Annotated in this window: 18 protein-coding genes; 4 read left to right on the forward strand and 14 right to left on the reverse strand. The window is 70.4% G+C overall.

The genetic code is table 11. The features are described 5' to 3' along the window. Positions 1-80: 80 nt before the first annotated feature. The 4 genes from ACFY1J_RS33905 to dxr form a co-directional block, all read right to left on the reverse strand. Positions 81-929: a GNAT family N-acetyltransferase gene (locus ACFY1J_RS33905; RefSeq protein WP_390712400.1), complete on the reverse strand. Its 849-nt coding sequence runs from the start codon at positions 927-929 to the stop codon at positions 81-83. Positions 930-1,084: 155 nt separating this feature from the next. Further along, positions 1,085-2,242: a flavodoxin-dependent (E)-4-hydroxy-3-methylbut-2-enyl-diphosphate synthase gene (gene ispG / locus ACFY1J_RS33910; RefSeq protein ID WP_390712399.1), complete on the reverse strand. Its 1,158-nt coding sequence runs from the start codon at positions 2,240-2,242 to the stop codon at positions 1,085-1,087. Between the two features lie 170 nt (positions 2,243-2,412). Next, complete coding sequence (locus ACFY1J_RS33915) at positions 2,413-3,702, reverse strand: M50 family metallopeptidase (RefSeq protein ID WP_390712442.1); 1,290 nt, start codon at positions 3,700-3,702, stop codon at positions 2,413-2,415. 8 nt (positions 3,703-3,710) lie between these two features. Beyond that, positions 3,711-4,979: a 1-deoxy-D-xylulose-5-phosphate reductoisomerase gene (gene dxr / locus ACFY1J_RS33920; protein WP_390712398.1), complete on the reverse strand. Its 1,269-nt coding sequence runs from the start codon at positions 4,977-4,979 to the stop codon at positions 3,711-3,713. A 189-nt stretch (positions 4,980-5,168) separates the two neighbouring features. On the opposite strand from dxr, the gene ACFY1J_RS33925 reads away from it, so the two are divergent. Beyond that, positions 5,169-5,627, forward strand: a complete 459-nt coding sequence (locus ACFY1J_RS33925) for a lamin tail domain-containing protein (protein ID WP_363298655.1) — start codon at positions 5,169-5,171, stop codon at positions 5,625-5,627. Between the two features lies 1 nt (position 5,628). Here the strand turns inward: ACFY1J_RS33925 and ACFY1J_RS33930 are convergent, their stop codons facing one another. After that, positions 5,629-7,560: an acyl-CoA dehydrogenase family protein gene (locus tag ACFY1J_RS33930; RefSeq protein ID WP_390712397.1), complete on the reverse strand. Its 1,932-nt coding sequence runs from the start codon at positions 7,558-7,560 to the stop codon at positions 5,629-5,631. A gap of 334 nt (positions 7,561-7,894) precedes the next feature. Further along, entirely contained in the window at positions 7,895-8,059 is a 165-nt protein-coding gene (locus ACFY1J_RS33935) for a hypothetical protein (RefSeq protein ID WP_390712396.1), read from the reverse strand. A 210-nt stretch (positions 8,060-8,269) separates the two neighbouring features. Here ACFY1J_RS33935 and ACFY1J_RS33940 point away from each other — a divergent pair, with 210 nt between their 5' ends. Together ACFY1J_RS33940 and ACFY1J_RS33945 are read left to right on the forward strand one after the other, a co-directional pair. Next, on the forward strand, positions 8,270-9,292 hold the full coding sequence (locus tag ACFY1J_RS33940; RefSeq protein WP_390732533.1) for a LacI family DNA-binding transcriptional regulator: 1,023 nt from the start codon (positions 8,270-8,272) through the stop codon (positions 9,290-9,292). A gap of 52 nt (positions 9,293-9,344) precedes the next feature. Then, on the forward strand, positions 9,345-11,387 hold the full coding sequence (locus ACFY1J_RS33945; RefSeq protein ID WP_390712394.1) for a TIM-barrel domain-containing protein: 2,043 nt from the start codon (positions 9,345-9,347) through the stop codon (positions 11,385-11,387). A 52-nt stretch (positions 11,388-11,439) separates the two neighbouring features. On the opposite strand, the gene ACFY1J_RS33950 is transcribed toward ACFY1J_RS33945, so the two are convergent. The 7 genes from ACFY1J_RS33950 to ACFY1J_RS33980 form a co-directional block, all read right to left on the reverse strand. Continuing rightward, positions 11,440-12,111 (reverse strand): chorismate mutase, encoded by a 672-nt coding sequence (locus ACFY1J_RS33950; RefSeq protein ID WP_390732534.1) that lies wholly within the window; start codon positions 12,109-12,111, stop codon positions 11,440-11,442. A gap of 34 nt (positions 12,112-12,145) precedes the next feature. Further along, positions 12,146-12,859 carry a hypothetical protein gene (locus tag ACFY1J_RS33955; protein ID WP_390712392.1) on the reverse strand — a complete coding sequence of 238 codons (714 nt, stop codon included), beginning with the start codon at positions 12,857-12,859 and terminating at the stop codon, positions 12,146-12,148. 34 nt (positions 12,860-12,893) lie between these two features. Continuing rightward, complete coding sequence (locus ACFY1J_RS33960; protein ID WP_390732535.1) at positions 12,894-15,098, reverse strand: glycoside hydrolase N-terminal domain-containing protein; 2,205 nt, start codon at positions 15,096-15,098, stop codon at positions 12,894-12,896. Beyond that, a complete protein-coding gene (locus tag ACFY1J_RS33965) occupies positions 15,095-17,062 on the reverse strand; it encodes a beta-galactosidase (RefSeq protein WP_390712390.1) in 1,968 nt (655 codons plus the stop codon). The genes ACFY1J_RS33960 and ACFY1J_RS33965 overlap by 4 nt, the downstream gene beginning before the upstream one ends. A 132-nt stretch (positions 17,063-17,194) precedes the next feature. Then, entirely contained in the window at positions 17,195-18,133 is a 939-nt protein-coding gene (locus tag ACFY1J_RS33970; protein WP_390712389.1) for a carbohydrate ABC transporter permease, read from the reverse strand. Continuing rightward, positions 18,130-19,164 carry an ABC transporter permease gene (locus ACFY1J_RS33975; RefSeq protein WP_390712388.1) on the reverse strand — a complete coding sequence of 345 codons (1,035 nt, stop codon included), beginning with the start codon at positions 19,162-19,164 and terminating at the stop codon, positions 18,130-18,132. The genes ACFY1J_RS33970 and ACFY1J_RS33975 overlap by 4 nt, the downstream gene beginning before the upstream one ends. A gap of 27 nt (positions 19,165-19,191) precedes the next feature. After that, complete coding sequence (locus ACFY1J_RS33980) at positions 19,192-20,904, reverse strand: extracellular solute-binding protein (protein ID WP_390732536.1); 1,713 nt, start codon at positions 20,902-20,904, stop codon at positions 19,192-19,194. 343 nt (positions 20,905-21,247) lie between these two features. Here ACFY1J_RS33980 and ACFY1J_RS33985 point away from each other — a divergent pair, with 343 nt between their 5' ends. After that, a complete protein-coding gene (locus tag ACFY1J_RS33985) occupies positions 21,248-24,079 on the forward strand; it encodes a glycoside hydrolase family 3 C-terminal domain-containing protein (RefSeq protein ID WP_390732537.1) in 2,832 nt (943 codons plus the stop codon). Positions 24,080-24,185: 106 nt separating this feature from the next. Here ACFY1J_RS33985 and ACFY1J_RS33990 read toward each other — a convergent pair whose 3' ends face one another. Continuing rightward, positions 24,186-25,631 (reverse strand): aldehyde dehydrogenase family protein, encoded by a 1,446-nt coding sequence (locus tag ACFY1J_RS33990; RefSeq protein ID WP_390712441.1) that lies wholly within the window; start codon positions 25,629-25,631, stop codon positions 24,186-24,188. Positions 25,632-25,721: the final 90 nt, after the last annotated feature.

A 25,721-nucleotide genomic window follows, 5' to 3' on the forward strand; every position in this document is an offset into this window, starting at 1 on the left:
AGCGCGGCCGGATCACGCTGCGCGGGAGCCGGCGGCAGGCGTCGGAGGCACGAGCCGGATGCAGGAGCTGGAAGCACGAGCTAGAACAGGATGCTCATGAACGCGCCGACCTCCTGGAACCCCACTCTTCGGTAGGTCCGCCTGGCCGCCGTGTTGAAGTCGTTGACGTACAGGCTCACCATCGGCGCCACGTCCGCCAGCGCATACCGCAGCACCGCCGCCATGCCCGGCGCCGCCAGCCCCTTCCCCCGGTGCTCGGGGGCCACCCACACGCCCTGGATCTGGCAGGCCTGGGTGGTCGCCGCGCCGATCTCCGCCTTGAAGACGACCTTGCCGTTCTGGTCGAGGCGGGCGAAGGAGCGCCCGGAGCCGACGAGTTCGGCGACCCGGGCCTGGTAGAGCAGCCCGCCGTCACCGGCCAGCGGGGAGACGCCGACCTCCTCGGTGAACATCGCCACGCACGCCGGCATGATCGTCTCCATCTCGTCCTTGCGGATGCGGCGGACGTAGGGATCTGGGGCGATGTCGGCGGGCATGCGGTCGGTGACCATGAGCGGCTGGCGGGCTCGGACGTCGCGGGCCGGACCCCAGTGCGGCTCCAGGAGGCGCCACAGCTCGGAGGTGGACTCGGCGGGGCCGACGATGGAGGAGCAGCGGCGGCCGGCCCTGCGCGCGCGGTCCGCGAAGGCGCGTACGGCCCTCGGGGTGGCGCAGATGGGGACGAGGTTGGCGCCCGCGTAGCACAGGGACGTCAGCATGCCGTCCTCGTACCAGCCCCACATCTCGCCGCCGAGTCGCCACGGGTCGAGGCCTGCGATCTGGACCCGGGAGGTCACGAAGGCATTCGCGACGGGCTCGCGGTCGAGGACCGCGAGCGCCGCGTCCAGGTCGCTCGGTTCGAGCACCCGAGAGGTGGTCTGGGTCAACACGTGCGGGGCCTCACCCTGGGGTTCTGCTGATCTCCGCACTATAGCTGCGCTGCTTTGGCTGTGCGCCTTCGAGCTCGGGGGGCTGGGTTCGCTTGGCGAGTGCCGGATCGTCGTGGCTTGTCGCGCAGTTCCCCGCGCCCCTTCGGGGCGCGGGCTCAGCCCGCCACCGACACCGACGGCTCGCCCGACGCGGTGCCCTCCGCCTCCATCTTTTCGGCCAGCTTCATGGCCTCCTCGATGAGGGTCTCCACGATCTTGGACTCGGGCACGGTCTTGATGACCTCGCCCTTGACGAAGATCTGGCCCTTGCCGTTGCCGGAGGCGACGCCGAGGTCGGCCTCGCGGGCCTCGCCGGGGCCGTTGACGACGCAGCCCATGACGGCGACGCGCAGCGGGACCTCCATGCCGGTCAGGCCCGCCGTGACCTCCTCGGCCAGCTTGTAGACGTCGACCTGGGCGCGGCCGCAGGACGGGCAGGAGACGATCTCCAGGCCGCGCTGGCGGAGGTTGAGGGACTCCAGGATCTGGTTGCCGACCTTGACCTCCTCCACGGGAGGCGCCGACAGGGAGACGCGGATGGTGTCGCCGATGCCCTGGCTGAGCAGCGCGCCGAAGGCGACCGCCGACTTGATGGTGCCCTGGAAGGCCGGGCCCGCCTCGGTCACGCCGAGGTGGAGCGGGTAGTCGCACTGGGCGGCGAGCTGGCGGTACGCCTCGATCATCACGACCGGGTCGTTGTGCTTGACGGAGATCTTGATGTCCCGGAAGTCGTGCTCCTCGAAGAGGGACGCCTCCCACAGGGCCGACTCGACGAGCGCCTCGGGGGTGGCCTTGCCGTACTTCTGGAGCAGCCGGCGGTCGAGGGAGCCCGCGTTCACGCCGATGCGGATCGGGGTGCCGTGGTCCTTCGCCGCCGTGGCGATCTCCTTGACCTTGTCGTCGAACTGCTTGATGTTGCCGGGGTTGACCCGGACGGCCGCGCAGCCCGCCTCGATGGCGGCGAAGACGTACTTCGGCTGGAAGTGGATGTCCGCGATCACCGGGATCTGCGACTTGCGGGCGATGGCGGAGAGCGCGTCGGCGTCGTCCTGCGTGGGGCAGGCGACTCGGACGATCTGGCAGCCGGACGCGGTCAGCTCGGCGATCTGCTGGAGGGTGGCGCCGACGTCGGACGTGCGGGTCGTGGTCATGGACTGCACCGACACCGGCGCGTCTCCGCCGACCGCCACGGAGCCGACCATGATCTGCCGGCTCCTGCGCCGCTCGGCGAGCTTGGTCGGAACGGACGGCATGCCGAGAGAAATCGCAGTCATCTGCTGTGCAACCCCAAGTCGTGGATCAAGGTCCGGTCCCGTGACCGGCGGGCTCCAGGCTTCGAGATTACGGCACTGGCCAAGGGCCGAGCACATCCCACCCGGTTAAACCCACTCATGGGAAGGCGGCCCGGAGCGCAGGGCTGCGGGCCGCCTCGAACGTGACGTGGCTATGAGATCTTCACCGGGTTGACCACGTCCGCGATCAGCACCAGGATCGTGAAGCAGATGAAGATCCCGGCCACCACATAGGCCACCGGCATCAGCTTCGCCACGTCGAACGGACCGGGGTCCGGGCGGCGCAGCACCTTGGCCAGATGACGGCGGACGGACTCCCACAGGGCGCCCGCGATGTGCCCGCCGTCCAGCGGGAGCAGCGGGAGCATGTTGAAGAGGAACAGGGAGAGGTTGAAGCCGGCGACCAGCATCAGGGCCATGGCCAGTTGCTGGGTCGGCGGGATGTCCAGCGTGAAGATCTCGCCGCCGACGCGGGCCGCGCCGACCACGCCCATCGGGGAGTCGGGCTGACGGGGGGCGCCGTCGAAGGCCGCGTCCCACAGGGCCGGGATCTTGCCGGGCAGGCCCGCGATGGAGTCGACGGCCTCGCCGAGCCGGTCGCCCATCCAGGTCAGGGACTGGCCGAAGTCCTGGCGGACGACGCCGCTCGCGGCGCTGAAGCCGAGGAAGCCGGCGTAGGTGTAGCCGTCGACGATCTGCCCGTGGCCGTCCTTCTTGGCGACCTTGTTCCTGACGAGCTTGGCCTGCAGGGTCACCTCGTGGCCCTTGCGTTCGACGACGATGGACACGTTCTTGTCGGGGTTGGCCCGGATCAGGTCGGAGAGCTGGTTCCAGCTTTCGGTCTTCACCCCGTCGAAGGAGACGATCTTGTCGCCGGCCTTCAGTCCCGCTGCCGCCGCCGGGGAGACGGGGTCGGACTTCTTGCACGTGTCGCGCTTCTCGGTCTGCGCGATCACGCACTGGGAGACGGAGCTGACGCTCGTCGTCTGCTGGGAGATGCCGAAGCCCATCAGGACCGTGAGGAACAGGGCGACCGCGAGGACCAGGTTCATGAACGGGCCCGCGAACATCACGATGACGCGCTTCCAGGGCGCGCGCGTGTAGAAGAGGCGGGTCTCGTCGCCCGGCTTGAGCTCCTCGAAGGCGGCCGAGCGGGCGTCCTCGATCATGCTGCGCCAGGGCGAGGTGGAGCGCGCGGTGATCCGCCCGTCCTCGCCCGGCGGGAACATGCCGATCATCCGGATGTAGCCGCCGGCCGGGATCGCCTTGATCCCGTACTCGGTCTCGCCCTTCTTCCGCGACCAGATGGTGGGGCCGAAGCCGACCATGTACTGCGGTACGCGGATGCCGAAGAGCTTGGCGGTGGACAGATGCCCCAGCTCGTGCCAGGCGATCGAGACCAGCAGGCCGACCACGAAGACGACTATGCCGAGGATCATCATCAGGGCTGTCATGCACGCGCCTCCGCGGTCGCCTTGTGCGCTGTCAGTTCCCGGGCCCGGGTCCGTGCCCAGGTCTCCGCTTCGAGGACGTCCGACACCGTGAGTGGAGTTCCCGTACGGGGCGTTCCGTGCTCCTCGACCACCCGTGTGACGGTCTCCATGATCCCGTTGAAGGGCAGGGCACCGGCACGGAACGCCTCGACGCACTCCTCGTTGGCCGCATTGAACACCGCCGGTGCGGTGCCCGCGAGCTGTCCGACGTGCCGGGCGAGGTCGACCGACGGGAAGGCCTGGTTGTCCAGGGGGAAGAACTCCCAGGTCGAGGCCTTGGTCCAGTCGAAGGCGGGCGCCGCGTCCGGTACCCGTTCGGGCCAGCCGAGACCGATGGCGATCGGCCCACGCATGTCGGGGGGCGTCGCCTGGGCGAGTGTGGATCCGTCGGTGAACTCAACCATCGAGTGGACATACGACTGCGGGTGCACGACAACCTCAATGCGGTCGAAGGGAATGTCGTACAGCAGGTGTGCCTCGATGACCTCCAGGCCCTTGTTGACGAGGGTCGCGGAGTTGATCGTGATGACCGGGCCCATGGCCCAGGTGGGGTGCGCGAGGGCGTCCTCGACGGTCACCCGCGCCAGCTCCGCCTTCGTACGGCCGCGGAACGGGCCGCCGGAGGCGGTGACGACCAGCTTGCGCACATCCGCGCGGGTACCGGCGGCCAGCGCCTGGAAGAGCGCGGCGTGCTCGGAGTCGACCGGGATGATCTGGCCGGGCTTGGCGAGCGCCTTGACCAGCGGGCCGCCCACGATGAGCGACTCCTTGTTGGCGAGCGCGAGGGTGCGGCCCGCCTCCAGGGCGGCGAGGGTCGGGGCGAGGCCGATGGAGCCGGTGATGCCGTTGAGGACGGTGTGACACTCCGAGGAACCGGCGGCCAGCTGGGTGGCGGCGTCCGGTCCGGCGAGGATCTCGGGGAGCGTCTCCCCGGCGCCGTACTGCGCGGAGAGCGCCTCGCGCAGGGCCGGTACGACGTCCTCGCGGGCCACGGCGACGGTCCGCACCCGCAGCCGGTACGCCTGCTCGGCGAGGAGGGCCACCCGTCCGCCGTTGGCGGACAGGGCGGTGACCCGGAAACGGTCGGGGTTGCGCAGCACGAGGTCGATGGCCTGGGTGCCGATGGACCCGGTGGAGCCGAGGATCACCACGTCCTTGGGCCCGTCCCCGGTGTGAGGGTCGTGGACGAGGTGCGGGTCGGCGAGGGGCGCTGGACTGTCGCTCATCCCCCCATTGTTGCCGCAACCGGTGTCCGGCAGGACAAGTGCGTCCCTCGGGAGGGTGCCTTATCAGCTCTCGTTGCCGAATGGGGCGAAATCGCCTTTGTGAAGTCGGCGTGAAGATCTTGTGATAACTCTTCTGTTCTGGCCGGTGGAACAGCCGGCCCGCGGACGACATCCTGGGGGGATCTCTCCATGCGTACCCTGCGCATACGCGCTGCCCTGCCCGCTCTCGCGGGCGCGGCGCTGCTCACCGGCACCCTGCTCAGCAGCCCGGCCGAGGCCGCCGGTGGCGTGATCATCCATCACGTCTGGTTCGACAGCCCCGGCTCGGACACCGGGTCCAACACGAGCCTGAACGGCGAGTGGGTGCAGATCAAGAACACCAGCGGCTCGGCGATCTCGCTGAGGGGCTGGATCCTGAAGGACGCCTCCAACCACAAGTACGTCTTCCCGAACGTCAAGATCGGTGCCGGGAAGTACATGAAGATCCACACCGGCAAGGGCACGGACACCGCGTCGAACAAGTACCAGGGCCGACGCGCCTACGTGTGGAACAACACCAGCGACACGGCGACGCTGACCAAGGCGAGCGGCACCAAGGTCGACTCCTGCTCCTGGACGACGCGGGATCCGAGCGACAAGTACTGCTGACCTACCGGATGGGGCGGTGCACGTTCTCCCTCATGCTGGGACCCGGGGTCGCGTCGGCGATCCACGGGCCCTCGCCCGAGGGGTCGACGATCCCCTGCTCCAGCCACTCGTAGTCGCCGCCGAGGACACCCTTGACGATCTTCCGGTCGTTGTCGTCGGTGTTGCTCCACAGGCGGCCGAAGAGCTCGTCGACCCGGATGCGGGACTGCCGGCAGAAGGCGTCGGCGAGCCGGTAGGCCTCGCGGCCGTGGTCGCCCTGGCTGCGCAGGAGCTCGGCCCGGACACAGGCCGCGCTCATCGCGAACAGCTCGGCGCCGATGTCCACGATCCGGCCCAGGAAGACCTGCTTGGTCTCCATCCGGCCCTGCCAGCGGGACATGGCGTAGAAGGTGGAGCGGGCCAGCTTGCGGGCGTGCCGCTCGACGTAGCGCAGATGCGGGGCGAGGTCCACTCCGTGCTTGAACCGGCCGTAGGAGGACGGGAGTTGGCCGGGTCCGGCGACCAGCTTGGGCAGCCACTTGGCGTAGAAGACGCCCGCGTTCGCGCCGGCCTTCGCCTTGTCCGACAGGGACTTCTCGGGGTCGATGAGGTCACCGGCGACCGAGAGGTGGGCGTCGACGGCCTCGCGCGCGATCAACAGATGCATGATCTCGGTGGAGCCCTCGAAGATGCGGTTGATGCGCAGGTCGCGCAGGATCTGCTCGGCGGGGACCGCGCGCTCGCCGCGGGCCCCGAGCGACTCCGCCGTCTCGAAGCCGCGGCCGCCGCGGATCTGCACCAGCTCGTCCGCCATCAGCCAGCCCATCTCGGAGGCGAACAGCTTGGCGAGCGCGCCCTCGATGCGGATGTCGTTGCGGTTCTCGTCGGCCATCTGGCACGACAGCTCGCTCACGGCCTCCAGGGCGAAGGTGGTGGCCGCGATGAAGGAGATCTTCGACCCGACCGCCTCGTGCTGGGCGATCGGCTTGCCCCACTGCTCGCGCGCCGCGGACCACTCCCGGGCGATCTTCAACGACCACTTGCCGGCGGCGACGCACGAGGCGGGCAGGGACAGCCGCCCGGTGTTCAGCGTGGTCAGCGCGATCTTCAGGCCCGCGCCCTCCGGCCCGACACGGTTGGCGGCGGGCACCCGGACCTGGTGGAAGCGGGTGACACCGTTCTCGATGCCGCGCAGCCCCATGAAGGAGTTTCGGTTCTCCACGGTGATGCCCGGCGAGTTCGTCTCCACGATGAAGGCCGTGATGCCGCCCTTGTGTCCGTCGCTCTTCGGCACCCGGGCCATGACCACCAGCAGGTCGGCGACCACGCCGTTGGTGGTCCACAGCTTGACCCCGTCGAGGACGTAGTCGTCCCCGTCGGGCACCGCGGTCGTGGCCAGGCGGGCGGGGTCGGAGCCGACGTCGGGCTCGGTGAGCAGGAAGGCGCTGATGTCGGTGCGGGCGCAGCGCGGCAGGAAGGCGTCCTTCTGCTCCTGCGTGCCGAACAGCTTCAGCGGTTGCGGTACGCCGATCGACTGGTGCGCCGAGAGCAGCACGCCGACCGCGGGGCAGGCAGAGCCGACCAGGGCGAGCGCCTTGTTGTAGTACACCTGGGTGAGGCCGAGCCCGCCGTACTTGGTGTCGATCTTCATGCCGAGGGCGCCGAGCTCCTTGAGCCCGTCGATGACCTCGTCCGGGATCCGCGCCTCGCGCTCGATGCGGGCCGAGTCGATCCGTGTCTCGCAGAAGTCGCGCAGCTTGGCGAGGAACTCCTCGCCGCGCTGCACATCCTCGTCCGCCGGGAGCGGATGGGGGTGGATGAGGTCGAGCCGGAAGCGGCCGAGGAACAGTTCCTTGGCGAAGCTGGGCTTGCGCCAGTCCTGTTCCCGGGCGGCCTCCGCGACCTGCCGGGCCTCCCGCTCGGTGACCGTGGGTTTGGTGATGGGGGCGGACATGAGGCTCACCTCGCCGCGAATAGGGTTGTCGGGGACCGTTCGCTACTGACCAGTGCTACTGGATCGTTGGTACCCGAAACGGGCCGCCCCCACCAGTCCTCGTGCGTCCGATCGGCGCGTGTATCAGCCGATGTCGACGGAGTACGACTTCGTATCGAGCCGCCCGGAGCCCTTGAACACCTCGGTCCCGGCCTCGATGCCGGAGACGTACTTGTCATTGCTCATCAGCTTGCGCCGAACGAGTGCCTGGGTGAAGTCGTCGAGGTTCAGTGTGGCGCTGGGAGCGCGACAAGGTGCGACCAGCCGGGGGCGTTGCCTACACAGCCTCGGCCGGTCACGGCCGAGAGGTGACGTAGTACTTGCCGAGCATGGCGCAGGCCGCGCACGTCTTGCTCGCCCAGCCTGCCGCCACGGTGACGCCCGCGGCGGCCGCCGGGGCGACCGAGGCCGCGACGAGCGTCTTCGCCTTCGTGGACAGGCGCGGTCTGCGGTGTTGCATCGGGGGTCCTTCCGGGGGACGGTTCGTGTGCCGCCTGTCTGTGGTCGCCACCGGCCGAAAGGCTGCCGCCCTTTCGCCACACCAAAAACTGTCGAAGCGCTTCGACACCTATGGACACCCACCCCCGCTGAAGCTACTGTCGAGACACCCTCACTCACCCTTGCCGGCAATGCGCACTGTCGAAGCGCTTCACACAACTTGGAGAGCTGGATGGTCACCCTCGCCGAGGTCGCCCAGCACGCCGGAGTCTCGGCGAGCACGGTGAGCTATGTCCTCAGCGGCAAGCGGTCCATCTCCGCCATCACCCGGCAGCGGGTCGAGCAGAGCATCCGGGAGCTCGGCTACCACCCGAACGCGGGCGCCCGTGCCCTGGCCAGCAGTCGGTCGAACATCATCGCGCTGATGATTCCGCTGCGGACGGACATGTATGTGCCGGTGATGATGGAGATCGCCATCGCGGTGGCCACCACGGCGCGCACGCACGGGTACGACGTCCTGCTGCTCACCGGCGAGGAGGGCCCCGACGCGGTGCGCCGGGTCACCGGCAGCGGGCTCGCGGACGCGATGATCCTGATGGACGTCGAGCTGGAGGACGAGCGGCTGCCGCTGCTGCGCGGGACCGACCAGCCGTCGGTCCTCATCGGGCTGCCCGCCGACACCACCGGTCTGACCTGCGTCGACCTGGACTTCGCGGCGACGGGCGCCCTGTGCGTCGAGCACCTCGCAAGGCTCGGTCACCGCGACATCGCTGTCGTCGGAGAGGCGCCCGCGGTCTACGAACGGCACACCGGCTTCGCCGAGCGCACCCTCGTCGGACTCCGTTCCCGCGCGCGGGAGCTGGGCCTTCGGGTGCTGCACCGCCCGTGCGAGGGCGGGTACGACGCGATGGCCGTCACCCTCGCCCGGATCTTCGACGAGCGCCCGGGCACCACCGGGTTCGTCGTGCAGAACGAGTCCGCGGTCGAGCCGCTGCTCGCCCTGCTGCGCCAGCAGGGCCGGGCCGTGCCCGAGGACGTGTCCGTGGTCGCGATCTGTCCGGAGCAGGTCGCCGTCCAGGCGTCGGTGCGGCTGACGTCCGTCGCCATCCCCGCGCAGGAGATGGGCCGGTACGCCGTGGAGCACCTGGTGGCCAAGCTCGACGGCCGTGGAACCGACGAAGTCGTGCTGATCACACCCGAGTTGACGGTACGGGCCAGCTCGGGTCCGGTCCCGGCCGCCCCCGCCTCCTCCTGACCAGCCTTCGCTGCCCTCCGGGGCACCTCATGTCGTTTCGGGAGCACCCTTCGTGAATCAGCCTGCCGAAAACCAGCCCCAGGTGAGCCTCGCGCAGTCGTCACCCACCGTCGGCACCTTCCGCGAGCGGGACGGCGCGCTGGAGTGGAGCGGCCGTCAGGAGACCGTACGCATCGAGCCATGGGGTCCGGACGCGGTCCGGGTCCGGGCACGCATCGGTGGCCCGATACTCCAGGGGCTCCCGGGCGCGCTGCTCGACGACGCCCCGGCGACGCCGTACACCGTCAAGACCGAGGACGGACAGGGGCGGTTGACGGTCGGCACCCTCACCGTCGAGGTGAGCGCCGAGGGCCTGATGCGCTTCGTCCGCACGACCGACGGGAGCGAACTGCTCGCCGAGGAGCGCGCCCACTTCTGGTGGCCCGGCCCGCGCCTGTACACCGCGGTCGGCAACGGTCACCACCGCCTGGAGCAGCGCTTCGCCGCCTACGACGACGAGATGCTCTACGGCCTCGGCCAGCACCAGCACGGCCGGCTCGACCAGAAGGGCCTGGTCCTGGATCTGGTCCAGCGCAACGCCGAGGTCGCCATCCCGGTCCTCACCTCCAGCCGCGGCTACACCCTGCTGTGGAACAACCCGGCGATCGGCCGGGTGGAGCTGGCCGGCAACGGCACCCGCTGGGTGGCGGACTCGGCGCGCCAGATCGACTACTGGATCACGGCGGGCACCCCGGCCGACGGCCAGCGCCGCTACAGCGAGGTGACCGGCCGCACGCCGATGCTGCCTCAGTGGGCGGCGGGCTTCTGGCAGTGCAAGCTGCGCTACCGCACCCAGGACGAACTCCTCGTCGTGGCACGGGAGTACAGGCGCCGTGGGCTGCCCGTGTCCGCCATCGTCTGCGACTTCTTCCACTGGACCCATCTGGGCGAGTGGAAGTTCGACCCGAAGGAATGGCCGGACCCGGCGGCGATGGTGCGGGAGCTGGCGGAGCTGGGCATCAAGCTGGTGGTGTCCGTGTGGCCGTCGGTGTCCCCGCTGTCCGAGAACCACTCGGTCATGGAGCAGCGCGGCTACTTCATCGGCACGCAGTACGGCCCGATGGCGCACGCCGACTGGCCCGACAAGGAGGTCGCCTCGACCGTCCAGGTGGCCTTCTACGACGCCACGAACCCGGACGCCCGTGACTTCCTCTGGTCCCGGATCAAGGAGAACTACCTGGACCCGTACGGCATCACGGCCTTCTGGCTGGACGCCTGCGAGCCCGAGCTGAAGCCCGGCTTCCAGGAGAACCTGCGTTACTGGGCCGGTCCCGGCCTGGAGGTCGGCAACCTCTACCCGCGCGAGAACGCCCGTGTCTTCGACGAGGGCCTGCGCGCGGCCGGCGAGACCGAGGTGATCACCCTCAACCGCTCGGCGTGGGCGGGCAGTCAGCGCCATGGTGCCGCCCTGTGGTCCGGTGACATCGGCACCGACTTCGCGACCCTGCGCCGCCAGATTGCGGCCGGCCTCAACACCTCCCTCTCCGGCATCCCCTGGTGGAACACCGACATCGGCGGCTTCCACGGCGGCGACCCGGACGACCCGGCGTATCGCGAGGTGATGGTCCGCTGGTTCCAGTTCGGCGCGCTGTCCCCGCTGATGCGGCTGCACGGCTTCCGCGACCCGGGCAGGCCGCTGGGCCCGGACATGACGGGCGGCCCCAACGAGGTCTGGTCGTACGGCGAGGAGGCGGGCGCCGTGCTGGAGAAGTACCTGCGGCTGCGCGAGCGCCTCAAGCCGTACGTCCTGAGTGTGATGAGGGAGGCCCACGAGGAGGGCCTGCCCGTGATGCGCCCGCTGTTCCTGGAGTTCCCCGAGGACCAGGCGTCCTGGTCGGTCGACGACGCCTACCTCTTCGGCCGCGACCTGCTCGTCGCCCCGGTGCTGACGGCGGGCGCCACGGCCCGCACGACCTACCTCCCGGCGGGCGCGTGGTGGACGGACGCGTGGACCGGTGACCCGTACGAGGGCGGCACGGCGGTGACGGTCGACGCCCCCCTGGACCGCATCCCCCTGTTCCTGCGGGACGGAGCGAAGCTGCCGATCACAAAATGAGCGCGCCGAGGCGCCGGCCCCTGCCCGGAACAGGCGCCTCGGCACAGCGGGGTCAACTTCCGCAGACCGAACGCAGGGACCTGGCCAGCGCCTTGGTGTGCAGGTGATCCAGACCTTTCTCGTGGTGGACCTGGAGGGCGGCGAGGACGAGTTCGGGCACACACATGACCGCGGACCGGTCCGTCGCTGTGTCGGCGAGGGCCTGGACGAGCGCCGTGTTGATGCGGTTGATCTCCTTGCGGATCACACTCAGGTCCGGGCGGGTGGTGGGCGCCTGGTCCGGGTGGTCGGTCCAACGCCGGAACAGGGCACGCTGCACGATCTTGTTCGCCTCGATCTGGTCGCGGAAGATCCGCCGCGCCTCGTCCGGGTCGGCGCCGAGCTGCTGCGCCTGGGCGGCCACGGAATCGAGGACCTGCTGTTCGCGGGCGGGGTCGTCGATGGGGCTGTCGGTGCCCCACTTCGCGGCGGCCACCAGGTCGGCGGTGGCGAGCCGCTCGGCGGAGAGGTCGGCGATCGGACGGAGGGCGGCCGGGTCGGCGACGGCTGCGGTGATGCGCGCGGGGGCGGGCCCGGATGCGGAAGCCGCGACCGCGGGTCCCGGCGCGGTGAGCGCGACGGCCGCGACCGCGGGGCCCGGCGCGGTGAGCGCGACGGCCGCGATCGCGGTGACGGCGGTCAGGACGCGGCGCACAGGGGTGGCGTGGGAGGTGGTGATTCGCATGCCCCCATCAAACTCGACACCGCTCCCGTCCGCATCAACTGCTGCTGACCGTCAGACTGTTGGTGGTGAAGTTCAGGCCGCCGGACGAGCTGGTGATCTCGTAGCCGAACTGCACGTCGCCGATGGTCACGTTGCCGAACCAGCCCTTGGTGTCCTTGATCCACTTCAGGATGGGCAGGACGTTGACCGTGCCGGAGGTCGAGTGAGAGGTGCGGACGAACGAGAAGACGTCGTTGGAGCCGTTGTTGCCCTTGTAGACGGTCCAGGTGTGCCCGCCCAGCGTCAGATTGCCCTGCGAGGTGCCGAGCGGGCCGACGGCTCCGGTCTTGTTGACCCAGAGCATGATCTCGTAGTGGTAGGCCGTGTCCCAGATGTCGTACGAGGTGTTGTACGCGCCGGACGACGGCACCGTGACGTTGTAACTGCTGGTGAGCGATCCGAGGGAGGTGATCGGCTTATTGATCACCTTCTTGGCGTTGGGGTAGGACTTGATGCCACCGGTGTTGGGGTGATTGGCCCAGACGCCCCAGTTGGTACCGGAGTTGGCCCAGACGCACTGGCTGCCGGCGCCGGAGCCCCAGATGTTGTTGTAGAGGGTGTAGCCGTTCAGGGTCGTGTTGCCCCACTGGTCGCAGGAGCTCCACACGGCGGCGGAGGCGGGGGCGGAGGCGAGTGCGACGGTGGCGCCGAGCGCCAGGGCGGGGGCGAGCAGGGCCTTGGTGACCCGGCTCAGGGTGCTGGTTGCCATGGTGTCCCTTCCATGGGTGGGGGATGGGGTGGGGTCACCGCGCCCTCAGGGTGAGGACGCGGTCTTCTCCGGCGACCAGGTCGAGCGGCTGTGCGCCGGAGGAAGTCCGCAGGTCGATGCGGTGGGTGCGGGTCGGTCGGACGACCGCCATGGCACCGCCGGGGCTCCAGGCCAGGTCGATCTCCGCGCCGAACCTGGTGCGCACACCGCGGAGTTCGCCCTCCGGGTACGCCGCCGGCAGCGCGGGCAGCAGGACCAGCCGGTCGGGGGTCGACTGGACGAGCGTCTCGATCAGCACGGCGGGCAGGGTGTGCGCGGCGTCCGCGTTGTAGACGTCGCGGCCGGGGTAGTGGGCGCTCATCAGGGATGCGTGGAAGAAGTCGCCCTCCAGCACCCAGGCGAGGGCGTGGGCGACCCGGTCGGCGTCCCTGAGCCGGGCGGCGATCAGGGCGTGGTGCAGATGGCCGTGGGCCGAGTGGTTCTCCGAGCCGCGCAGTTCGAGGGCGCGGTGGGCGGCCTTTGCCAGGTCCGGGGTGTCGTACGGGTTGATCTCGTCGAGGGGCCAGACCCCGTACAGATGGCTGAGGTGGCGGTGGTCGTAGGTGTCCTCCAGGCCCGGCCGGGCCCATTCGGCCAGGGCGCCGTCGGCGTTGACGCGGTGCGGGGGGAGCCGGCCGGCGAGGGCACGCCAGGCGGCCGCGTGCTCCGGATGGCGGTCGGCGGCCGTGAGCAGGGCGTGCCGGGCGGCGGAGAGGTCCATGGCCGCGTTGATCGCGCCCCAGCTCCCGTTGGCGGGCCGGTTCTCGGGTGAGTAGGAGGGGACGACGACCAGGTGCCCGTGCTCGTCGGTGCGGGTGAGGAAGTCCTCGTAGAACCGTGCGACCTCGGCGAGGGCGGCGGCGGTGCGCGGGTCCCGCTCACCGCTGGTCTCCTCGTGGTCGACGAGCGGCTTGAGCAGCCAGTCGGCGCCCGCGGTCCACAGGTGCAGCGGGTACTCGCGGCTGAAGTGGTACGACAGCCCGGACTCGCCGTCGGTGTGCGAGGGCGCGACCACGCCCCGGGTGCCGAAGATCGTGCGGGCGTTGTCCCGCCAGTCGAAGAGTTGACGGTGTATCAGCTCGACCTGTGCCGCGGTGACTTCGGGGAGCGCGGCGGACGCCGCCGAGGCCGTCTGGAGGTTGAGGTTGGCGTCGGTGGTGAAGGCGCCGGACCAGGCGGTGTTCCAGTCACCGGTCCACAGGCCGGTGAGCCTCGGCGGAAACAGGCCGCTCGCGGAGAGCAGGTGGTAGCGGCCGGCCGCGAAGAGCCGCTCCAGGAGGGCCGGGCCGAGCGGGTGCTCCAGCAGGGCGGAGCCGGGCAGGGCGCGTTCCGCCGGGTCGGCGGCGAGGTCGAGGGTCACGCGGCGGTAGGCGGTGCGGTGGAGGGAGAGATGGCGGTCGAGGAGGTCCTCGTACGACCGTGGTCCGGGCGCTTCCGTGAGGAGGTCGCGCAGGGCCCGTGCCTCCTCGACGACGGCCGGTTCCCCGGTGTGACGCCGTACCCGGGTGAGCAGCAGGACGGACTCGCCGCCCTTCAGGCGCACCCCCGGTGGGACGAGGGTCGTCGTACCCCCTCCGGTCGCGACCAGGGTCACGCCCGTGTAGGCGCGGTCGCTGCCGGGATAGCGGGCATGGAGGCTGAGCACGGCGCCCTCGGGGATGCGCAGGGCGCCGTGGCCGACGCCCAGGCCGGTGGGCGCGCCGGGGAGCCGATGGTCCAGCCGGATGTCGAGCGTGAGGTCGGTGGCGGTGACCTGCTGGACGATCACGTCGTCCGCGCGGGAGACGAAGACCCGGCTGCTCCAGCCGTCGCAGTGGGCCGTCGCCTCGCCGGTGGCGAAGTCGAGGGACCGACGGTAGTCGTGCCGGTCGCCGGGAGGCCGCCGCAGCCGTATCTGGAAGGCAGGGTGGAACGGCTGCACCCACTGCAGCGGACGGCCGTCGGTGAAGCCCTCGGCGGCCGTCCGGTCGCCCGCGAGCAACCGGTCCTGGAGGGCGGGGAGTTCGGCGGCGAGCTGCGGAGGACGGGCCGACTCGCCGCCGTTGGGGCGGACGAGGGTGTGATGGGTGACGATGACACGGTCGGCGTTCGGATCACCGAACACAAGGGTGCCGTGGTGGCCGTTGCCGCTGAGGAAGGCTTCCTCCCAGCGGGCGGCCGGGAGGGGCTCCCAGGTTCCGTGGACGGGTCCGGTGGTCATGACCTGAGCACCGCCGCACCGTAGCGGCCGAGGGTGACCTCGTCCGTGACCGTCGTGCCGGTGAGCAGGTCGCGGTGGGTGCCGGGGCACTCGACGGTGACCGACTCGCGCCCGTGGTTGAGCAGGAACAGCAGATCGCCGCGGCGGACGGCCTCCACGCCCGGCGGGACTCCGTCGAGCACCGGGCGGACACCCGCGTCGGCGGCGACACGGGCGAGCAGTCCGCGCAGCGCCTCGGGCTCCGGGAGCGTGGAGACGTACCACGCCTGGCTCTTGCGCAGGACGGCGGGCAGGCCGTCGAGTTCCCCGCCCTTGTAGCGGACCGTCTCGGTGGCGTCGGGCGCGGCCTCGATCTCCTCCGACCACAGGGTCCCGCGGAAGCCGTCGCAGGCGACGGTCTCCCCGGCGTCCAGGGGCCACCACTCGTGCAGCGTGCGGATGCCGAACAGCTCGCGCAGCCGGGCGTCCATGCCGCCGGGCCGCACCCGGTCGTCCTTGTCGGCGACGCCGGTCATGAAGCCGCAGACCAGGGTGCCCCCGCCGCGGACGTGGGCGAGGAGGTTCTCGATCGCCGTGTCGGTGAGGAGGTAGAGCTGGGGGACGACGACGAGCTTGTAGCCGGACAGGTCGTGCTCGGGGTGGGCGAAGTCGGTGGTGAGGTGGGACTCCCACAGGGCGCGGTGCCAGGCGTGCAGGAGGGCCGGGTGATCGACCTCGGTGGAGGGGCGGCCCTCCTGGGCACCGGCCCACCAGGCGTGCCAGTCGTGCAGGATCGCGATGTCGCAGCGGATGCGGCCGCCCACCGCTTCGGGTCCGATGAGCGCGAGTTCGGCGCCGAGCCGTCTGATCTCCTGGTACGTACGGCCCCGCTCCCCCGCGTGGCCGACCATCCCGGAGTGGAACTTCTCCGCGCCCTGCCGGGACTGGCGCCACTGGAAGTAGCAGACGGCGTCGGCACCGCGGGCCACGGCCTGGAGGGACCAGAGGCGGTTGAGGCCGCGGGGCTTGGGGTGGTTCACACCCCGCCAGTTGACGGGTCCGGCCGCCTGTTCCATGAGCATCCAGGGACCGCGGGCCTGGGACCGGGTGAGGTCCTGGATCAGCGCACCGTGCTGCGGGCCGAGGGGGTCGCGCGGGTCGGGGTAGAGGTCGACCGAGACGACGTCCTCCTCCTCGGCCCAGCGCCAGGCGTCCTGGCCGGTCCACAGCGGCATGAAGTTGGTGGTGACCGGGATGTGCGGGGTGTGCCGGGCAACGATGTCGCGCTCGGCCGTGAAGCACTCCAGGAGCATGTCGGAGGTGAAGCGGCGAAAGTCCAGCACCTGGGCCGGGTTCTTCAGGTAGTGGGTGTGGCGCGGGGGGAGGATGCCGTCCCAGGTGTCGTATCCCTGGCCCCAGAAGGCCGTGCCCCAGGCCGTGTTGAGGGCGTGGAGGGTGCCGTACCGGTCGCGCAGCCAGCGGCGGAAGGCGGCGGCCGCCTCGTCGCCGTGGTCGAAGGTGCAGTACTCGTTGTTGATGTGCCACAGGGTGAGGGCCGGGTGGCCGGCGTAGCGGGCGGCGAGGTCCTCGGTGATGGCGGCCGCGTAGCGCCGGTAGGTGGCGCTGGAGTGCGAGAAGTGCTGGCGGCCGCCCCACCACTCGGTGCACCCGTCGGCGTCGCGGGGCAGTGTGTCCGGGTGGAGCCGGCCCATCCAGGGCGGGGGCGAGGAGGTGGGGGTGGCGAGGACGACGCCGATGCCGGCCGTGTGCATCAGGTCCATGAGGGTGTCCAGCCAGCCGAAGTCCCGCTCCCCCGGCCGGGGTTCGAGCTTCGCCCAGGAGAAGACGCCCATCGTCACCGAGTTGACACCCGCGTCCCGCATGAGCCGGACGTCCTCGTGCCAGGTCTCCTCGGGCCACTGCTCGGGGTTGTAGTCACCGCCGAAGAGGACGCGGCCACGGGTGACGTCGCTCAGCTTGGGCATCTTGGGGTTCCTCGCAGGTGGGTTGGGATCGGGACGCGCCCCGAAGGGGCGCGGGGAACTGCGCGACCAGCCACGACGCGGCAGCAGACGCATCGCGGCCGGCACCCCGACGGCGCTCACCCGGGTCGGGCTTCAGCCCTTCACCGCGCCGGTCAGCATGCCCTTCTTGAAGTGCCGCTGGACGAACGGAGACAGCACGGCCACCGGCAGCAGCGCCATCACCATGACCGCCATCTGTACCGCGAGCCCAGACAGCTGGCCCGTCTTGATCGCCTGGCCCAGGCCCACCGGGGCCTCCTGTTTCTGGACCAGTTGGATCATGACGTTCTGCAGCGGCATCATTTCCTGGTCGTTGAGGTACAGCGAGGCGTTGAACCAGGCGCTCCAGTAGCCCACCGCGTAGAACAGGGTGATCACGGCGAGCACCGCCCTGGAGAGCGGCATGACGATCTGCCACAGGATCCGGACGTCACCCGCGCCGTCGATCCGCGCGCTGTCGATGAGTTCCTGCGAGATGCCCATGAAGAACCCGCGCAGGACAAGGATGTTGAAGACGCTGATCGCGCTCGGCAGGATCAGGGCGAGGTAGGTGTCGGTCAGCCCCAGGGACTGCACCAGCAGATACGTCGGGATCAGGCCCGCGCTGAAGAACATCGTGGCCAGCAGGATCATCAGCAGCCAGCGGTGACCGAGCGACCCGGTGCGCGAGAGGCCGTACGCGCACAGGACGGACACCGTCATCGAGAACAGCGTGCCGACGAGGGTGATCAGGATGCTGATCACCGCCGCGCGGGTGACCTGTCCGCCGCTGAGGAGTTCCTGGTAGGCGACGAAGGTGATGCCCTTGGGGATCATCACCAGACCGCCGGCCTCGTCGATGGTCCTGCGTGAGGAGAGGCTGGTGACGAGGACGATCCACAGCGGGAAGAGGATGCCCAGGCAGGCGAGCGCAAGGACCAGGCCCTTGCCCGCGAGGCCGGCCCTGCTGGGTCGCTCCTCCCACACCGGGCGAGGCGGCGCCTGCCACCGGCGGGGCTCGGCGTTCGGCGGCCTGTCGATCACGGCGGTCACTTCTTGTACACCCCCTGCTCGCCCATGAGATGGGCCACTTTGTTCGCGGCGAGGACCAGGCCGAGGCTGACGACGCCCTTGATCAGTCCGGCGGCCGCCGCATAGCCGAAGTCCTGGTTGCGCACGCCGTTCCACCACACGAAGGTGTCGAGGACCTCCGCCGCGCCCGGCCCGACGGCATCGCGTTGCAGCAGGATCTGTTCGAAGCCGACGGTGAGGGCGTCGCCCACGCGGAGCACCAGGAGCAGGGCGATCACCGGGCGCAGCGCGGGCAGGGTGACGTGCCACATGCGGCGCCACCGGCCGGCGCCGTCCATCGCGGCGGCCTCGTACAGGTCCGGGCTGACCGAGGCCAGCGCGGCGAGGAAGACGATGATCCCCCAGCCGGCGTCCTTCCACACGCTCTGCGCGGTGATCAGGAACTTGAAGGTGTCCGGGTCGGTCATGATGTCGAGGCCGTCGTACCCGTGCTGCCGCAGCAGTTGCGAGAGGATGCCCGCGCCGCCGAAGAGCTGCTGGAAGACCGCGATGACCAGCACCCAGGAGAAGAAGTGCGGCAGGTAGAGGATCGCCTGCGACAGCGCCCGGACCCGGGGCCTGACCACGCTGTTGATGAGCAGCGCGAGCCCGATCGGGATCGGGAAGTACAGCACCAGCTGGAGGAAGAACAGCACCAGCGTGTTGCGGACGGCGTCCCAGAAGGCCGAGTCCTCGAAGATCCGCTGGAAGTTCTCGACGCCGACCCAGGGGCTGTGCAGCATGGAGACGCCGCCGTTGTCGCTGACGTACGGGTCGTAGTCCTGGAAGGCGACGATGTTGCCGAGGATCGGCACATAGTTGAAGAGCAGGACCAGCAGGACGGCCGGCAGCGTCATCAGGAGCAGCGTGCGGTCACGTCTGAATCTGAGCCGCACGCTCGGCTTCCCGGACTGCCGTTTCTCCCGGGAGCCGGTGGCGCCGCCTGACGCCACCGGGGTGCTTCCCGTCGTGTCGGCCTCGGCCCTGCTCCGAGGCACCGTGCTGTGGGACACGGTCGTTCTCCTTGCCTCGGTGCCCGGTCAGCCGGCCGCGGAGCCGTTCTCGTCGAGCAGCTTGCGGTACCAGTCGCGGAGCTTGTCCCCGCCCTTGCTCTTCCAGTCGGCGACGGCCTGCTGCATGTCACTGATCTTCTTGCGGCCGCGGACGATGTCGTCCTCCAACTGCTCGAAGTCGTTGGAGAGATTGGTGTAGCGGGTGGGCTCGGTGATCTGCTGGCCGTAGAAGGCCGACTTCTTGGTGAAGGCGCCCATCCGCTGCTGCCACTCGACCTGGCCCTTGGCGACGTCGGGGAAGTCGGGGTGGGCGATGGTCGCGGCGGGGCTCGCGACCATGACGTAGGCGTTCAGGACCTCGTTGTTGCCCTGGGTGGTCTTGGTGGGCACGCCGTTCCTGACGGTGTAGTGGGTGCCCTCGACGCCGTAGTTGGTGAGCATGTACTCCTCGGTGCCGTACGGCGCGGCCGTGACGTTGGCGACGGCCAGCGCGTCCCGGATCACGGACTCAGGGGCCTTCTTGCTGATGAAGGCGAAGATATTGGCGGGCTGCGTGGCGAACAGGGCCGGGTCGCCGCCGTCGTGGCCCCAGATGTCCATCCCCCAGATCTTGTAGTCCGGGTTCTGGGTGGCCTGTTCGGCGGTGCGGCTCCACCACTGCGAGATGTCCTGGTTGTAGATCAGGAACTCGGCGGCGGCGAACTTGGGGCCGGGGTCGGTGGCGCTGCTCTTGCCGAGCTCGGCGTCGGGGTGGACGACGCCGGCCGCGAACAGCTTGCGGGTCCACTCCAGCGCCTCCAGGTACTCCTGGGTCTCGATGCGGTTGATCAGCTTGCCGTCGACGAGGTTCCAGCCGAGCGGCTTCTCGCTGCCGGAGAGCACCCCGAAGCTGTTGAACGCCGTCCACTTCATGTCCGTGCAGGCCCAGCGCTTGGCCCTGGCGTTGGTGATCTCCTTGGCCAGCGCCATGAACTCGTCGGCCGAGCGCGGGATTTCGTACCCCTCCTTGTCGAAGATGTCCTTGCGGTAGAGGGGCACGATGTTGGTGACGTAGGAGGCGGGCATCGGCAGGCCGCGCAGCCTGCCGCCGAAGATGCAGCGCCGCCAGGCGTCGGTGGGGATGGCCGCGAGGTTCGGGTAGTCCTTGACCGCGTCCCCGGACAGATAGGGGCCGAGGTCGGCGAACTTGCCGATGATGGCGCTGGGTATCTTGCCGCCCATGTTCCAGCCGGGGACGACCACCATGTCCGGTACGTCGCTGGAGGCGAGGACCGCGCCGAGCTTCTGGTCGTAGGTGTTGCCGTCCTGGTTCTGCCAGGCGACGTCGACGCCGATCCGGTCGTTCATCGCCCGGTAGTAGGCGTTGTCGGCCTTGGGCGGGGTGCCCCAGAACGGCGACATGATGCTGACCTTGCCGCCCTTGCCGAGTTTCTTCGGCACCGACGTCTTGAGGGTGGCGAGGTCGAGCTTGCCGGTGAAGCCGACCGCCGAGCCGTTCTTCGAGGCGATGTCCGGGGTCACCACATTGCCCGCGACGTAGGCCGGAAGCAGCTTCTTCGCGCCCTTGCCCGACGAGGATCCCCCGCCCGAGCCGCTGTCCGCACCACCGCAGGCGGCGAGCAGCGGCATCCCTCCCGCCACCGCTGCGGCGGCGACCGCCGTGGAGGCGAGGAAGCTTCTCCGGCTGGGCGCGGAGGAGGCGGGGGAGGCGGAGGAGGCGGAGGAGGCGTTCGGCGTCATTGCGTCAACCCTTCGTGGCGCACCAGGGACACCCGGCGGTGGCGGCCGCGGTGTCTCGAGTGGAACTGGCTGAGCCGAAGCGGTCCTCCGACGCGTGCCCCGGTATGCGCACCTCCCGGCCGCAGACCTCTTCGTCGAAGCGCTTCGATGTGCTGCGAGGTTAAGTGAACACCCAGGGGCGCACAAGGGTCGCTTCCAAGATTCCTCCGAGGCGTACGAGGCGACCTCTCCTTATGTGCTGCTTGAAATATCGGCGAGGACGTCTTGACACCCACCCCTGTGTCGAATGAGCATCGAAGCGCTTCGAAAGCAGCTCGTCGCTCCGTAGCAAGGGGAACCGCACGTGACCGCATACACGCCGCCCACGCCGCCCTTTCGCGATCCGCACCTGCCGTTCGCGAAGCGCGTCGACGACCTGCTGGCGCGGCTCACCCCGGCCGAGAAGGTCTCCTTCCTGCACCAGTTCGCTCCCGCCGTCGAGCGGCTCGGCATCGCCGCGTTCCGCACCGGCCAGGAGGCATTGCACGGTGTGGCCTGGATGGGCCCGGCCACCGTCTTCCCGCAGGCGGTCGGCCTCGGCGCGACCTGGAACACCGACCTCGTGCGGCGCGTGGGCGAGGCGGTGTCCCGGGAGGTCCGCGCGCTGCGCGCCCACGACGACCGCGTGGGCCTCAACGTCTGGTCCCCGACGGTCAATCTGCTGCGCCACCCGCTGTGGGGCCGCAACGAGGAGGGCTACTCCGAGGACCCGAAGCTGACCTCGGCGATCGCCACCGCGTACACGCACGGCCTGCGCGGCGACCACCCGGTGTACTGGCGCACCGCGCCGGTCCTCAAGCACTGGCTGGCGCACAACAACGAGACGGGCCGGGACGTCACGTCCTCCTCGGTGCGCCCGCGCGTGCTGCACGAGTACGACCTGCGCGCCTTCAGGGAGACGGTGCGGTCGGGCGCGGTGGCCGGTGTGATGCCCGCCTACAACCTGGTCAACGGCCGCCCCAATCACCTCTCCCCGCATCTGCGCGAGCAGCTGCGCGCCTGGACCGACGAGGACCTCCTGGTCTGCTCGGACGCGGGCGCGCCCTCCAACCTGGTCGACACCGAGCACTACTTCGACACCCATGAGGAGGCGACGGCGGCGGCCGTCCTGGCCGGCGTCGACAGCTTCACCGACCACGGCACGGACAGCTCGAAGATCACCGCCCGGCTCCGGGGCACCCTCGAACAGGGCCTGCTGACCGAGTCGGACATCGACACCGCGGTCCGCCGCCAGCTCTCGGTCCGCTTCCGGCTCGGCGAGTTCGACCCGCGCCACGACCCCCACGTGGGCACCGGCGAGTTCGACACGCCGGCGCATCGCGCGCTCGCCCAGGAGGCCGCCGAACAGGCGGTGGTCCTGCTGAAGAACGACGGTCTGCTGCCCCTCGCCCACGACACCCGCGTCGCCGTGGTGGGCCTGCTCGCCGACGAGTGCAAGCTCGACTGGTACAGCGGCACGCTCCTGCACCGGTCCACACCGCTGGAGGGGCTGTACGAGCGGTTCGGCGCCGAGCGTGTGGAGTTCGCGGAGGGCGTGGACCGGATCCGGCTGCGGACGTCCGCCGGTACGTTCCTCCATGTGCCGCCGGCTCCCGAGGCGCCCGAGGAGGCGCGCGGGGCCGAGGGCGCCCTCGATCCCGCCCTGCTCTGCGGCCGCACCGATCTGCCCCCGCTCACCACCGATGCCACCGGCACCGAACTCGCCCTCGTCGACTGGGGCGAGGGCGTCCTCACGCTCCGCGCCCCCGACGGCCGCTACCTCTCGGTCGCCGAGGACGGATATGTGCGCGCGTCCGCGGACCAGCCCGGCGGCTGGGTCGTCCAGGAGACGTTCCGCCTCGAACCCCACGACAACGGTCACCTCCTGCGGCATGTCGGCACGGGTCGCCCCGTCCGTGTCGCCGCCGACGGAGTGAAGGTTGCCGAGGGGGAGCCGGAAATCTTCGAGCTGGTCGTGACCGAGCGCGGCGAGCAGGTGGTGGCCGCCGTCGCGGCACGGGCCGATGTGGTCCTGGTGGTCGCGGGCAACGACCCGCACATCAACGGCCGCGAGACCGAGGACCGTACGACCCTGGGCCTGCCCGCCCAGCAGGAGCGGCTGCTGCGCGCCGCCCGCGCCGCGAACCCCCGTACGGCGCTGGTCCTGGTCTCGGCATACCCCTACGCGGTGGATGTCGCGCGGCTGCCCGCCGTGCTGTGGACCGCGCACGGCGGGCAGGCGGCGGGCACCGCGCTGGCCCGGGTGCTGGCGGGTGACGCCTCCCCCGCGGGCCGCCTCCCGCAGACCTGGTACGCGGCCGACTCCGACCTGCCCGACCTGCTCGACTACGACGTCATCGGCGCCCGCCAGACCTATCTGTACTTCGAGGGCACCCCGCTGTTCCCCTTCGGCCACGGCCTGTCGTACGCGTCGTTCGCGTACGCCGATCTGTCGGCCCGCGTCGAGGACGACTCCGTCCAGGTGTCCTTCACGGTCACCAACACCGGTGATGTCACGGCGGACGAGGTCGTCCAGCTCTACACCCGTGCCGTGGAGCCGTCGGCCGTCCGTCCGCGCCGCGAACTGGTCGCGCACCGCCGCATGACCCTGGCCCCGGGCGCGCGGACGGAGCTGACCTGCCAAGTCCCGCTGTCCGCATTCGAGTTCTGGGACGTGGCCCTGGGCCGGTGGCGTCTGGAGCAGGGCCCGTACGACCTGCTGGTCGGCGCGTCCAGTGAGGACGTCCGGCTGCGTACGACCGTCCTCCTCGACGGCGAGCCCGCGGCGCCGCGCCCGGTGTGCGAAACCGGCCTGGACGCGGCCGACTTCGACGAGCAGTCCGGCATCGCCATAGTCGACCGCACGAAGGTGTCGGGGGACGCGGTCACCCCGGTGGACGGCGGCAGCGGCGAACTCGTCTACCGGCACTGCGACTTCGGTGACGGTGTGACGGAGGTGACGGCGCAGGTGGCGGGCGAGGGCGTGGTCGAGCTGTTCCTGGACGGCGGCCCGGTGCCGGTCACGCTGATGCCGGGCACACCCGGTCCGTACGACTACCGGACGCTCGGCGCCGGGATCGTCGCCGAGGGCGTGCACGACGTCCGCGTCAGGCTGCGCGGGCCGGTGCGGCTCGCGCATGTCGGCTTCTCCGGTTGAGGGTCCGGAGGAGGCCGACACAGAGAAGGGGCCCGGCACCGGAAGGCATCGGTGCCGGGCCCCTTCGGGGGACCTGTGTGCAAACGGTCCCCGCGAACCACGTGAGCTAGAGGGCGAGCCCGGTGAGGACCAGCACGCGCTCGTAGGTGTAGTCGTCCATCGCGAACTTCACGCCCTCGCGGCCGACGCCGGACTGCTTGGCGCCGCCGTACGGCATCTGGTCCGCGCGGTAGGACGGCACGTCGCCGATGACCACGCCGCCGACCTCCAGCGCGCGGTGGGCGCGGAAGGCGACCTGGACGTCATGGGTGAACACGCCCGCCTGAAGGCCGTACTTGGAGGAGTTGACCGCCGCGAAGGCCTCGGCCTCGCCGTCCACCTTCTGCACGGTGAGGACCGGTCCGAAGACCTCCTCGCAGGCGATGGTGGTGTCGGCCGGCACGTCGGTGAGGACGGTCGGCGCGTAGGAGGCGCCGTCGCGGTCACCGCCGGTGAGCAGGGTGGCACCGGCCTCGACGGCCTCCTTCACCCAGGATTCGACGCGCTCGGCGGCGGCCTCGCTGACCAGCGGGCCGACATCCGTCCTGTCGTCGGACGGGTCGCCGGTGGCCTGGGCCTCGACGGCGGCGACGATGCGCGGCAGCAGACGGTCGTGGACGGAGGCGTCGACGATCACGCGCTGCACCGAGATGCAGGACTGGCCGCCCTGGTAGTTGGAGAAGGTCGCGATGCGGGTCGCGGCCCAGTCCAGGTCCGCGTCGCTCGCGAAGTCACCGAGGACGACGGCCGCGCCGTTGCCGCCCAGCTCCAGGGTGCAGTGCTTGCGCGGCACCGAGTCCATGATCGCGTAGCCGACCTTGTCGGAGCCGGTGAAGGAGATGACCGGCAGGCGCTCGTCCTGCACGAGGGCGGGCATCTTGTCGTTGGCGACCGGGAGGACCGACCAGGAGCCGGCGGGCAGGTCGGTCTCGGCGAGCAGGTCGCCGATGATCAGGCCGGAGAGCGGGGTGGCGGGCGCCGGCTTGAGGATGATCGGGGCGCCGACGGCGATCGCAGGGGCGACCTTGTGGGCGCACAGGTTCAGCGGGAAGTTGAACGGCGCGATGCCGAGCACGACGCCCTTGGGGAAGCGGCGGGTCAGCGCGAGGCGGCCCTGGCCGCCGAGGTCGGTGTCGAGGCGCTGGGCCTCGCCGCCGTTGAACCGGCGGGCCTCCTCGGCCGCGAACCGGAACACGGACACGGCGCGGCCGACCTCGCCGCGGGCCCACTTGATCGGCTTGCCGTTCTCGGCGGAGATCAGCTGGGCGATCTCCTCGGTGCGCTCGGCCAAGCGCTTGCTGACGTGGTCCAGGGCGGCGGCGCGCACATGGGCCGGGGTGGCGGCGAACTCGTCCCGCACGGCGTAGGCGGCGGCCACGGCCTCTTCGACCTGGGCGTCCGTCGGCACGCTGACCTTGCCGACCAGTCGGCCGTCCCACGGGGAGGTGACGTCGAGGGTGTCCTCGCCGGTGACCTGGCGGCCGGCCAGCCAGAAGGCGTGGGTGGCCCCCACATTTTTTGTCTGGGGCATGTGCGAGTCCCGGCCTTTCCGCGTTGGGGGATGTGCGTTCGTGTCCCACGGTAGGACGGGGGTGAGCGGCGG

The organism is Streptomyces sp. NPDC001406, assembly GCF_042895285.1.
GTDB lineage: Bacteria > Actinomycetota > Actinomycetes > Streptomycetales > Streptomycetaceae > Streptomyces.